A 12,853-nucleotide genomic window follows, 5' to 3' on the forward strand; every position below is an offset into this window, starting at 1 on the left:
CCAAGTAAATCTGCAGCTGAGCGAGCCGTGACTTCTAGCACAAAAAATTCAAGTAATTTTCTCTGTATAGATTTCTTTAGTTTACAATGAGTTATCTTCATTTTTGTAGATTAGCATAGTACCTAATCTACGTCAGCCCCCTTAATTTTTATACTTATAAATGAGGAAATCAATATGACATATTTTATTAATAGATTTAATCAGATTGTGGATGCTCCTGAACTGGCTAAATTAATTTTACGCCTAGCATTTGCGGGAATGTTTATGTTACACGGCATTCATAAGCTGATTGGTGGGGTAGACTTTGTTGCAGGAAAGTTTATTGAATTAGGACTACCTGGATTTTTGGCTCATGCTGCATATTTAGGCGAAATTATTGCGCCTATTTTAATTATATTGGGGATATTTACCCGTCTAAGTGCCTTTGTGAGCCTGATTTCTTGTGCAGTGATCGTTGTCTTAATGCATAGTCACGATTTCTTCACTTTAACCAAAGTAGGAGCATGGTCAGTTGAGGCAATTGCTACCTTCTTTACTGGTTTCTTAGCCATTATGTTGCTAGGTTCTGGAAAATATGCGTTAAAAGCTGATTAATTTTCACCCAAAGTTTATTGACTGCATAGCTTATGTAGAAACATAGACTTGTGTAGAAAACTACTGAAAAATCAATACCCTAAACTTATTCTTATAGTCTAGGGTATTTTTATATTTGGCAACTAAGCTAGGAATGATTAATTATGCGATATACTGCATAGGACTGGTGGCAATCTTGTTCTCCGTGTCTTTAATCTTCGCTGATTTATGCGTATAATAGACCGTATTTTTAACTTTCTGCTTAGCTATAGGACAAATATCGAATGCAACTCATTCGAGGAATGCACAATTTTCATTTAAAATCAGTGAGCGAACGAGGCAATTTTAGCAACGGTTGTGCATTAACTATTGGAAATTTTGATGGTGTGCATCTTGGACATCAAGCAGTATTGAAGCATTTGCGCCTTAAAGCAGATAGTTTAAATCTCCCAATGGTTGTGATGTTATTCGAACCGCAGCCCCGTGAGTATTTTCAAGGCGAAAAAGCACCCGCTCGATTAATGCGGTTGCGTGATAAATTACAGGCATTGGCACAGCATGGTGTGGACGCGGTAATTTGTGTGAAATTTGACCGCACTTTTGCTATGTTATCTGCCAAACAGTTTATGCAAGATTGGCTGGTAAATAAATTACAAGTGAAATTCTTAAGCATTGGCGATGATTTTCGTTTTGGGGCAGATAGACAAGGGAATTTTGCCTTATTGCGTCAAGCGGGAAAGCAGTTTGGTTTTGTAGTGGAAGATAACCGCACTTTTCGCTTAGAAGAGCAGCGCATTAGTAGCACAGCCATTCGCAGCGCATTAGCACAGGATAATTTTCAGCTAGCTGAAAGTCTGCTTGGTCGCCCGTATTGTATTTTAGGCAAAGTTGTCCATGGGCAAAAGCTAGGGCGTACCCTAGGTTTCCCGACTGCCAATATTCGTTTGCATCGCCAAGTGAACCCAATTAGTGGCGTATATGCAGTAAAAGTGCGGTGCAAATGCGGTGAGTTTTTTACAGGCGTCGCTAATATTGGGCAGCGCCCTACTGTCAATGGGGTGAAACAGTTATTAGAAGTGCATCTCTTTGATTTTAATGATAATTTATACGGGCAGACGATTGAGGTTGAATTTTGTAAAAAAATTCGCAATGAAATGAAATTCCCGTCCATTGAAGCGTTAAGAGTGCAAATTCAGCAAGATGCACAGGTCGCAAAAAATTATTTTAATTCGTAACATATTTTATTGATAACGGTACAAAAAATGTCTGAAAAAATTGATTACAAAAACACATTAAACCTGCCAGAAACAGGTTTTCCAATGCGTGGGGATTTAGCCAAGCGCGAACCTGCGATGCTAAAGAATTGGTATGACAAAAATCTTTACCAAAAAATTCGTCAATCTTCAAAAGGCAAAAAATCTTTTATTTTGCATGATGGCCCTCCTTATGCAAATGGCAGCATTCACATTGGTCACGCCGTCAATAAAATTTTAAAAGATATTATTATCAAGTCGAAAACTGCGCTCGGTTTTGATAGCCCGTATATTCCAGGTTGGGATTGCCACGGCTTGCCGATCGAATTAAAAGTTGAAGGCTTAGTGGGTAAACCTAATCAAAAAGTTTCTGCTGCGGAATTCCGTGAAGAATGCCGTAAATATGCTCGTGAGCAAGTGGAAGGGCAGAAAAAAGATTTCATTCGTTTAGGCGTATTGGGCGATTGGGATAAACCTTATCTAACCATGGATTTTGATACCGAAGCGAATATTATTCGTGCTTTTGGTAAAGCGGTTGAAAACGGGCATTTATACAAAGGCTCAAAACCAGTGCATTGGTGTTTAGATTGCGCTTCTTCACTTGCTGAAGCTGAAGTGGAATATGAAGATAAAACTTCGCCTTCCATTTATGTGCGCTTTGCTGCGAATGACGAAAGTGCGGTGGAAAAATTATTTAATTTAACGGAAAAAGGCGTTGGCAAACTTTCCGCGATTATTTGGACAACCACCCCTTGGACATTGCCGTCAAACAAAGCTATTTCAGTTAATGCAGACTTTGAATATCAAATTGTTCAATTTGGCGATGAACGTGTGATTTTAGCCGCAGAATTAGTTGAATCCGTGGCGAAAGCAGTTGGCGTAGAAAGCTGGAAAGTGTTAGGCTCAGCCAAGGGCGAAAGTCTTGAATTATTACAATTTAACCACCCATTCTATGATTACACCGTACCATTGATTTTAGGCGATCACGTTACCTTAGATGGTGGTACAGGTTTAGTGCATACTGCGCCAGACCATGGTCAAGACGACTATGTGGTTTCGCGCAAATATAATATTGGTATGGCGGGGCTTATCGGCAACGATGGTAAATTTGTCTCATCAGCACCGTTCTTTGCTGGTCTTGGCGTGTTTGAGTCAAATGGCAAAGTGCTAGAAAAATTAGAAGAAGTAGGCGCTTTACTTAAATTAGAAAAAATCCGCCACAGCTATCCACATTGCTGGCGCCATAAAACACCTATTATTTTCCGTGCGACACCACAATGGTTTATCGGTATGGAAACGCAAGGCTTGCGCCAACAAGCATTAAGTGAAATCAAACAAGTGCGTTGGATTCCAGATTGGGGTCAGGCGCGCATTGAAAAAATGGTAGAAAACCGCCCAGACTGGTGTATTTCGCGTCAGCGTACATGGGGCGTGCCTGTTGCATTATTTATCCATAATGAAACAGAACAACTTCATCCGCGCACGGTAGAGCTTATTGAAGAAGTCGCGAAATTAGTGGAACAAAAAGGCATTCAAGCTTGGTGGGATCTTGATCCTAAAGATATTTTAGGTGACGATGCCGCGCATTATAACAAAGTGCCAGATACCCTAGATGTATGGTTCGATTCTGGATCGACCTACTATTCTGTGGTGAAATCTCGCCCAGAATTTAACGGCAAAGAAGCGGATATGTATCTTGAAGGTTCAGACCAACATCGTGGCTGGTTTATGTCTTCATTAATGCTTTCCACCGCAACCGATAACAAAGCGCCGTACAAACAAGTGCTAACCCACGGTTTCACTGTCGATGGTCAAGGGCGTAAAATGTCGAAATCTATCGGCAACATCGTCACCCCGCAAGAAGTGATGGATAAATTTGGTGGCGATATTTTGCGCCTTTGGGTGGCGTCAACGGATTACACGGGCGAAATGACCGTTTCCGATGAAATTTTAAAACGGGCAGCAGATTCTTATCGCCGTATCCGTAACACCGCGCGTTTCTTATTGGCTAACCTAAACGGTTTTGATCCAAAACGTGATCTGGTAAAACCTGAAGAAATGATTTCTCTTGATCGTTGGGCTGTAGACTGTGCTTACCAAGCACAAGCTGAAATTAAAGACGCCTATGATAATTATCAATTCCACACTGTGGTACAGCGTTTAATGAAATTCTGCTCAATCGAAATGGGCTCATTTTACTTAGATATTATCAAAGACCGTCAATATACCACCAAAGCGGACAGCCTTGCGCGCCGCAGCTGCCAAACGGCGTTGTGGCATATCGCTGAAGCCTTAGTGCGTTGGATGGCACCAATTCTTTCATTCACCGCAGATGAAATCTGGGGCTACTTACCAGGCGAGCGTGCAGAATTTGTGTTCACAGAAGAATTCTATGAAGGCTTATTTGCTTTAGATAGCAATGAAGAATTAGACGATGCTTACTGGCAACAAATTCTCACATTGCGTGCTGAAGTCAACCGAGTGTTAGAACAGGCTCGCAACGACAAAGTCATCGGCGGTGCTTTAGAAGCGGAAGTGACACTTTATGCAAATGATGAATACTTAAACTTGCTCAACAAATTAAAAGATGAGCTACGTTTTGTATTAATCACTTCAAAAGCAGAAGTTAAACCATTGGCGCAAGCAGATGTGGCTGAAAGCGAATTAAAAGGCTTAGCGATTAAAGCGATTCGTTCAGCAAATCACAAATGTCCACGTTGCTGGCATTATTCTGACAGCAAAGATGAATATTCACTTTGTTCTCGCTGTGAAGAAAATGTCAACGGCAATGGGGAAGTGCGTCACTTTGCTTAATTAAAATGAAAAAGTGCGGTCAGAAATGGCCGTATTTTTCATGCCTCATACGTTTTGTGTGGGAATTTAAAACTGAGCTGCTTTGCGGCTCTTAATATTTGCACCCTATTTTGATGCTTTTTATACTAAAAGGCAGCTCACTGTCAGGCGAATTCTAGGCTTGGCAGACAAGGAATTTATGGAAAATAAAAAATCAGGACTTTCATTTCTCTGGCTAAGTGCGGTCGCTTTTTGCTTAGATTTGCTCACTAAATATATTGTGGTACAGAATTTTGAACTGTATGAAAGCGTCAATGTATTACCCGTTTTCAATTTGACCTATGTGCGTAATTATGGTGCAGCGTTCAGTTTTTTAGCGGATCATGACGGCTGGCAGAAATATTTCTTTATTATTCTAGCAGTCGTGATTTCGGCGATTTTAGTGTGCTTTTTAGCGAAAAATCCAGCCAATCGAAAACTACAAAATTCGGCTTATGCGTTGATTATTGGCGGGGCACTAGCCAATATGGTGGATCGTATTTATCACGGTTTTGTGGTCGATTTCTTCGATTTTTATTGGAAAACTTGGCATTATCCCGTCTTTAATGTCGCCGATATTATGATCTGCGTTGGCGCAGGATTATTGGCATTAGACGCATTTAAAAATCCAGAGAAGAAAAAAGCATGAAAATTATTTTAGCTAATCCACGTGGTTTTTGTGCGGGCGTAGATCGCGCCATTAGCATTGTTGAACTCGCCTTAGAAATTCACGGCGCACCAATTTATGTACGCCACGAAGTGGTGCATAACCGTTTTGTGGTCAATGGATTGCGTGAGCGCGGTGCAATTTTTGTGGAAGAATTAGATGAAGTGCCAGATGGCGCTATCGTGATTTTTTCTGCACATGGCGTATCACAAGCGGTTCGCCAAGAAGCCAAACGCCGTCATCTCAAGGTGTTTGATGCCACTTGCCCTTTGGTAACAAAAGTGCATATGCAAGTTGCGCGTGCAAGCCGAAAAGGCACCAAAGCAATTTTGATTGGTCACGCAGGGCACCCTGAAGTGCAAGGAACGATGGGGCAATATGACAACCCAGAAGGCGGCATTTTTCTGGTGGATAGTGTAGAAGATATCGTGAACTTAAACATTAAAGATGATGCCGATTTGACCTTTATGACGCAAACAACCTTGTCTTTAGACGACACCGCGGAAGCTATCGAAGCGTTAAAAGTGAAATATCCCAATATTCAAGGCCCGCGCAAAAATGATATTTGCTACGCCACCACGAATCGCCAGCAGGCTGTGCGTGAATTAGCCAAACAATCGGATTTAGTTTTGGTGGTTGGCTCAAAAAATTCCTCAAATTCCAATCGTTTAGCCGAATTGGCAACACGCATGGGCGTGCAAGCGCGCTTGATTGATGGCGCAGAAGATATTGAGCCAAATTGGCTAGAAAATGTGGGTACCATTGGCTTAACCGCCGGGGCCTCAGCGCCTGAAGTGTTGGTTCAGTCGGTTATTGCCCGTTTAAAAGAACTCGGCGCAAATGATGTCGAAAATTTGCAGGGCGTAGAAGAAAATATGTTTTTTGAAGTGCCAAAAGAATTGCGAATTCGTGATGTATCATAGCCAACGGCATATTGGCTAACCTTAAAATTCTTGAATTTTTGACCGCACTTGAAGTATTTTCGTGATCTTCATTCCAAAAGTGCGGTCAATTTATTGCGAGTTTTTCCTTATTCTATGAAAGTAGGCCCGTTGAACATTCTCAACAGCATAATTAGGATTAAGGAGAAACTATGAAAAAACAACTGACAGCACTGGTCGCCCTCGCCACATTATCTCTAACCACAGTATTTAGCGCCACCGCCTTGGCGAATTCAACCCCAGAAGTGAAAGCCCTTGCAAAGCAAAGTACAATAGCGGAGCAAAGTACAGTAGCGAAGCAAAATACGGCGCAGGAGCAAAATGTGGTAGCGGAGCAAAGCACGGCAGCGGAACAAAATACGCTGCAGCAACAAAAAATTGCGGAGAATTCACAACCCTTGCCAGCCAATGACAAAGTGAATATCAATAACGCCGATGCGGCTGAGATTCAAAGCAAATTAATTGGTATTGGTGCCAAAAAAGCAGAGGCGATTGTGCAGTATCGTGAAAAACATGGCAATTTCACCGCGGTGGAACAATTGCTAGAAGTGCAAGGCATTGGCAAAGCCACTTTAGAAAAAAACAAAGATCGTCTTGCTTTTTAAAATCATTGAGACCCAATCGCGGCATAGGAATATGCCGCTTTTTTGTTATAATATCGCATCTAATTAAAATAAGGATCTTTGCGATGAAACAAAAAATTGTATTGGCAACAGGAAATAAAGGCAAAGTAAAAGAAATGTCAGATGTGCTTGCAGACTTCGGTTTTGAAGTGGTGGCGCAAACAGAACTCGGCATTGAAAGCCCTGAAGAAACAGGCTTAACCTTTGTAGAAAACGCATTATTGAAAGCGCGCCATGCGGCGAAACTGTCTGGATTGCCTGCAATTGCCGATGACAGCGGCTTATCGGTTGACGCTTTAAATGGCGCACCGGGTTTGTATTCCGCACGTTATGCAGGTGTTGACGGCGACGACGCAGCCAATCGCCAAAAATTATTGCGTGAACTGGCTACTGTTTCTGCAGAAAAACGCCAAGCAAAATTTGTCAGTTGCATTGTGTTATTGCAACATGAAACCGATCCAACCCCTGTTATTGCTGAAGGCGAATGCCATGGCTCGATTATTTTTGCAGAAAAAGGGGAAAATGGTTTTGGCTACGACAGCCTATTTTTAAGCGATGACACGGGCTGCACCTTTGCAGAACTTGAAACGGTTGAGAAGAAAAAAATCTCTCACCGCGCACGAGCATTAAAAGTATTAAAAGCGAAATTAGGCGCTTAATTTGGGTCCGACTATTTTCTTCATATTTTTTACGGCTAGTCTGCGATGATTTTAGCTACTCTATAATTCTTAATGAAAGAAAATAGCTTTTAAATTTAAGCCAAAGTGCGGTCAGAAAAAAGAAAATTTTAGACTGCACTTTGTGCGTTTATTTTTAGGAAAGTAAAATGTTAATGACAACAACCCAAGCCCAGCTATTATGGTGCGTTAATGTATGGTGCATTAATGGCTAAACTCACGCTCCCGCCGTTAAGTTTATATGTGCACATTCCTTGGTGTGTACAAAAATGCCCTTATTGCGATTTTAATTCTCACGGGCAAAAGGGTGACATTCCCGAACAAGCCTATCTTCAACATTTAATTGCCGATCTGAAAGTCGATCTACTGCGTTTTAAGGATTCGATACAACAGCGGCCATTGCATTCCATTTTTATTGGGGGTGGTACGCCAAGTTTATTTTCGGCTCAAGGCATTGGTTTTTTATTAGCTGAAATTCAAAAACTGGTCGAATTTTCACCGCACATTGAAATCACAATGGAAGCCAATCCCGGCACCGTAGAAGCCGAACGTTTTCATGGCTATGTGGAAGCTGGGGTAACGCGCATTTCTATGGGCATTCAAAGTTTTTCAGATGAAAAATTACAGTCGCTTGGGCGCATTCATAATGCGCAAGAAGCCAAAAGTGCGGTGGAAATTGCGCGAGTTTCTGGGCTGAAAAGTTTCAATTTAGATCTTATGCATGGGCTGCCTAATCAAACCCTTGAACAAGCCCTTGATGATTTACGCCAAGCCATCGCTCTTGAACCGCCGCATTTGTCTTGGTATCAGCTCACTATTGAGCCGAACACGATGTTTGCCTATCGTCCACCGAAATTGCCCGATGACGATGAACTTTGGGCGATTTTTGAACAAGGGCATAAACTGCTGACTGACGCGGGTTATCAGCAATATGAAACTTCCGCTTATGCAAAGGCAGGTTTTCAATGTCAGCATAATTTAAATTATTGGCGCTTTGGTGATTATCTTGCCATAGGTTGCGGCGCGCACGGAAAAATGAGTTTTGAACAGGGCGATATTATTCGTTATTCAAAAACGAAACACCCCAAAGGTTATTTGCGCGGTGAATATCTTTATGAACAAAAAAATGTGCCAGAAAATGACCGCGCTTTTGAGTTTTTTATGAATCGTTTCCGTTTACTTGAAGCCGTGCCGAAAAGAGAATTTGAGCAATTTACGGGTATTTCAATAAGTGCGGTCAAAAAACAAATAGATTTTGCGGTTGAGCAAAATTATATTTTAGAAACAGATTCTCAGTGGCAAATCACCGAACATGGCAAATTATTCTTAAATGAATTATTAGAAATTTTCCTACCAGATTAAATTTGATTACTTTTTATATTTGCTATTTCTGATTTCTGCGATTAATATGCCGCCCAAAGTGAAAGGCTTAGATTTTTTATTGCATATTTTGTGTGCTTTAAGACGAATTAAGCTAAACGAAAAGATTTTATTATTTGTTTGATTTTTTCATTTAGGACAGCAAGAAAACTTGCTGACCCGTCTTTTTTGCGCCTTATTTTCGGTGCAAGTGAGCAATTTATTCGTCTAAAGTTAATTTCTAAGCCCTTAAACTTGATCTTGAAAACTGTCGGTTTCGTATTTTGATGCTTTAATGTGGTTTTCAACAATTTTATTTTTTAACTTTGGAGAATCTTATGTCTGCCAATTCTCATTCTACACTTTCCAATTCTAATGATAATAAATGGAATAAATTTGACATCACTTGGGTGTTCAATTTATTTGGTACGGCTGTTGGTGCGGGCGTGCTTTTCTTACCAATCAATGCGGGTATGGGCGGCTTTTGGCCATTAGTGGTTATGGCAATCATTATTATGCCGATGACTTATTTGGCGCACCGTGGGTTGGCTCGTTTCGTGCTTTCATCAAGTAAACCAGGGAGCAATATTACCGATGTGGTGGAGGAGCATTTTGGACGCAAAGCCGGGATTTTGATTACCTTATTATACTTTTTTGCGATTTTCCCAATCCTGTTAATTTATGGAAACGGGATTACTAACACCGTGGATTCCTTTATTGTGAACCAATTGGGTATGGCATCACCAAACCGCGCGATTTTGTCTTTGGTATTGATTGCATCGCTTATTGGCGTAATGTTGCTCAGTGAAAAAGTGATGTTAAAAATCACCGAATATTTGGTTTATCCCTTAGTTTGCATTCTTTTTGTGCTATCAATTTATTTAATTCCTGAATGGAATACAGCATCACTTTCAGAGTATCCAACCTTCTCAGAATGCTTAAAAACATTATGGATCACCATTCCAGTTTTGGTGTTCTCATTTAACCATTCGCCAGAAATTTCAGCTTTCAGCTTATCACAACAACGTGAATATCAAGAATTTGAACGCACAGAAAAACATGTGAGTCGCACATTAAAAGGCACCTCAACTGTGTTATTATGTTTCGTCATGTTGTTTGTCTTTAGCTGCGTATTAACCCTTTCACCAGAAGAATTAGCCGCAGCTAAAACACAAAATATCAGCATTTTATCGTTCTTAGCCAATAAGTTTGATAATCCGTATATTTCATACTTTGGACCACTTGTGGCGTTCTTAGCGATCACTAGTTCGTTCTTCGGGCATTATCTTGGTGCTAAAGAAGGTTTAGAAGGGTTATTCTTAAAATTGCGTCAAGACAAAACGCCGATTCCACCACGCAAATTAAATTATGGCGCGGCAGTATTTTTTCTCGTGACACTTTGGGCAGTGGCAATTATTAATCCAAGTATTTTAGGCTTAATTGAGTCCTTAGGCGGCCCGATTATTGCGATGATCTTGTTCATTATGCCAATGTACGCCATTGCTAAAGTACCCGCAATGAAACGTTATCAAGGTAAACTGAGTAATGTGTTTGTGACGGTAATGGGATTAATTGCTATTTCAGCGGTGGTTTACGGTTTATTTTAACCATTCATAGGAGACGGACACAGGGTTCGTCTCAGTTTTTAAGTGAGATTATATGATTAGTGTATTTGATATGTTCAAAATTGGCATTGGACCTTCAAGCTCGCATACGGTTGGGCCGATGCGTGCAGGCAAACAATTTGTGAACGATTTAATCGAACGCGATTTATTAACCCAAACCAATCATATCCAAGTGGATGTGTATGGTTCATTATCCATGACAGGGCGTGGACACAATACGGATATTGCCATTATTATGGGGTTAGCAGGTTTTCTGCCGCATAATGTGGATATTAAAAATATTCCGACCTTTATTTCTCAAGTAAAATCGACCGCACTTTTGCCTTTAGCCGAAGGCGCGGTAACAGCCGCATTTGATTTTGATAAGGATCTGATTTTCCATTCAGACTTTTTGCCGCTGCATGAAAATGGTATGCGTATTCAGGCATTTCATCATGACACCTTGCTCTACGCACAAACCTATTATTCTATTGGCGGTGGCTTTATTTCGACAGAAGAAGAGCTGAATGCTTCAACTGAACAAGCAGAAAGCGCCGATGAGAAAATTCCATTTCCGTATAAAAGCTCTGAAGATATTTTGCATTATTGCGAAGAAAATGCACTGCCATTTTCATCAGTCATGCTAGAAAATGAAAAAGTATTGCATGGTAAAGAAGAAACGGAAGCCTATTTAGCCTCTATTTGGAAAACGATGAGCGAGTGTATTCGCAATGGCATCAAAACGGAAGGTGTTTTGCCGGGGCCACTTAAAGTGCCACGCCGCGCGCCGAATTTATACCGTATGTTGCAATCACAACATAACTTGTCGAATGATCCAATGGGGATTATTGACTGGGTGAATTTATTTGCGCTTGCAGTGAGTGAAGAAAATGCCTCTGGTGGACGAGTTGTTACCGCGCCAACCAATGGTGCTTGTGGCATTGTGCCTGCTGTTTTGGCATATTATGAAAAATTTATTGCCCCATTAGAGCCAGAAATCATTGAGTGTTATTTGTTAACCTGCGGCATGATTGGTTCATTGTATAAAATGAATGCGTCTATTTCTGGTGCGGAAGTAGGCTGTCAAGGCGAAGTTGGGGTGGCTTGTTCTATGGCAGCGGCTGGCTTAACAGAAATTATGGGGGGTAGTCCATCACAGGTATGTATTGCCGCTGAAATCGCAATGGAACACAATTTAGGATTAACTTGTGATCCTGTTGCAGGGCAAGTACAAGTGCCTTGTATTGAACGTAATGCCCTTGCTGCCGTTAAATCTATTAATGCTAGCCGTATGGCACTGCGCCGCACATCTAGCCCGCGTGTGTCTTTAGACAAAGTGATTGAAACCATGTATGAAACGGGTAAAGATATGAACACAAAATACCGTGAGACTTCACAAGGCGGTCTTGCTATTAAGGTGACTTGTAGCTAATCCCCAGTTGAGTATTGCCCATAAGCCAGAACGAAAATTCTGGCTTATTTTTTTCTGATTGTTCTAATTTTGTAAAGATGTGGTAAGCTATGATTTCAGTGCAAAATGCACGCTTTTATAATGAGATGAAATAATTTATAACAGAATATTATTGCATCCTATTCTGTTGAGTATTAGAGTATAGCAATCGTTTGAGTATTATGCGCAATAAGGAAACATATGAACCAGCTCGAAATGAAGAAATTGGCAGCGCAGGAAGCGTTAAAATTTGTACAACCTGATACTATCGTTGGCGTTGGCAGCGGCTCGACGGTAAATTGTTTTATCGAAGCATTGGGTTCAATGAAAAATCAAATTAAAGGTGCTGTGGCGGCTTCAAAGGCCTCGGAAGAATTATTGCGCAAGCAAGGTATTGAAGTATTCAGCGCAAATGATGTCTCAAGTTTGGACATTTATGTGGATGGTGCTGATGAAATTAACCCACAAAAAATGATGATCAAAGGCGGTGGGGCAGCGTTGACACGAGAAAAAATCGTTGCGTCATTGGCTAAACAATTTATCTGCATTGTGGATAGCTCAAAACAGGTGGATGTTTTAGGTTCAACATTCCCCTTGCCCGTGGAAGTCATCCCGATGGCGCGTTCGCAAGTGGCGCGTAAATTAGTCGCCCTTGGCGGTTCACCAGAATGGCGTGAAGGCGTGGTGACTGATAATGGCAACGTAATTTTGGATGTGCATAATTTCAAAATTATGAATCCCATTGAAATGGAAAAAGAATTAAATAACGTAGCGGGTGTGGTGACCAACGGCATTTTTGCTTTAAATTTAGCGCACATTGTCATTGTTGGCACCGCTGAAGGGGCAAAACTTATTAAATAATGACCGCACTTTA

At 41.0% G+C, this 12,853-nt stretch carries 11 protein-coding genes and 1 pseudogene; 11 read left to right on the forward strand and 1 reads right to left on the reverse strand.

What is annotated here, in order from left to right; genetic code table 11:
* A pseudogene (locus C8D76_RS08520) lies at positions 1-101 on the reverse strand (IS1595 family transposase); the annotation flags it as partial.
* Between the two features lie 73 nt (positions 102-174).
* Here C8D76_RS08520 and C8D76_RS08525 point away from each other — a divergent pair.
* From C8D76_RS08525 to rpiA, 11 genes are all read left to right on the forward strand, one after another.
* On the forward strand, positions 175-594 hold the full coding sequence (locus tag C8D76_RS08525; RefSeq protein WP_116632361.1) for a DoxX family protein: 420 nt from the start codon (positions 175-177) through the stop codon (positions 592-594).
* Positions 595-857: 263 nt separating this feature from the next.
* On the forward strand, positions 858-1,808 hold the full coding sequence (ribF, locus tag C8D76_RS08530; protein WP_116632362.1) for a bifunctional riboflavin kinase/FAD synthetase: 951 nt from the start codon (positions 858-860) through the stop codon (positions 1,806-1,808).
* 27 nt (positions 1,809-1,835) lie between these two features.
* Positions 1,836-4,640 carry an isoleucine--tRNA ligase gene (ileS, locus tag C8D76_RS08535; protein WP_116632363.1) on the forward strand — a complete coding sequence of 935 codons (2,805 nt, stop codon included), beginning with the start codon at positions 1,836-1,838 and terminating at the stop codon, positions 4,638-4,640.
* Between the two features lie 178 nt (positions 4,641-4,818).
* Positions 4,819-5,307 carry a signal peptidase II gene (gene lspA / locus C8D76_RS08540; protein ID WP_116632364.1) on the forward strand — a complete coding sequence of 163 codons (489 nt, stop codon included), beginning with the start codon at positions 4,819-4,821 and terminating at the stop codon, positions 5,305-5,307.
* Positions 5,304-6,248: a 4-hydroxy-3-methylbut-2-enyl diphosphate reductase gene (gene ispH, locus C8D76_RS08545; RefSeq protein WP_116632365.1), complete on the forward strand. Its 945-nt coding sequence runs from the start codon at positions 5,304-5,306 to the stop codon at positions 6,246-6,248. Before lspA ends, ispH begins: the two co-directional genes overlap by 4 nt.
* Before the next feature lie 290 nt (positions 6,249-6,538).
* Positions 6,539-6,871 carry a ComEA family DNA-binding protein gene (locus C8D76_RS08550; protein ID WP_207775015.1) on the forward strand — a complete coding sequence of 111 codons (333 nt, stop codon included), beginning with the start codon at positions 6,539-6,541 and terminating at the stop codon, positions 6,869-6,871.
* A gap of 83 nt (positions 6,872-6,954) precedes the next feature.
* Positions 6,955-7,548: an RdgB/HAM1 family non-canonical purine NTP pyrophosphatase gene (rdgB, locus tag C8D76_RS08555; protein WP_116632366.1), complete on the forward strand. Its 594-nt coding sequence runs from the start codon at positions 6,955-6,957 to the stop codon at positions 7,546-7,548.
* 225 nt (positions 7,549-7,773) lie between these two features.
* Complete coding sequence (gene hemW / locus C8D76_RS08560; RefSeq protein ID WP_116632396.1) at positions 7,774-8,928, forward strand: radical SAM family heme chaperone HemW; 1,155 nt, start codon at positions 7,774-7,776, stop codon at positions 8,926-8,928.
* Between the two features lie 335 nt (positions 8,929-9,263).
* Positions 9,264-10,532: an HAAAP family serine/threonine permease gene (locus C8D76_RS08565; protein ID WP_116632367.1), complete on the forward strand. Its 1,269-nt coding sequence runs from the start codon at positions 9,264-9,266 to the stop codon at positions 10,530-10,532.
* 52 nt (positions 10,533-10,584) lie between these two features.
* Positions 10,585-11,961: an L-serine ammonia-lyase gene (locus C8D76_RS08570; protein WP_116632368.1), complete on the forward strand. Its 1,377-nt coding sequence runs from the start codon at positions 10,585-10,587 to the stop codon at positions 11,959-11,961.
* Positions 11,962-12,180: 219 nt separating this feature from the next.
* Positions 12,181-12,840 carry a ribose-5-phosphate isomerase RpiA gene (rpiA, locus tag C8D76_RS08575; protein ID WP_116632369.1) on the forward strand — a complete coding sequence of 220 codons (660 nt, stop codon included), beginning with the start codon at positions 12,181-12,183 and terminating at the stop codon, positions 12,838-12,840.
* The last annotated feature ends 13 nt before the right edge of the window (positions 12,841-12,853 follow it).

Source organism: Alitibacter langaaensis DSM 22999, assembly GCF_003096995.1.
In the GTDB taxonomy this organism is placed as follows: Bacteria; Pseudomonadota; Gammaproteobacteria; order Enterobacterales; family Pasteurellaceae; genus Exercitatus; species Exercitatus langaaensis.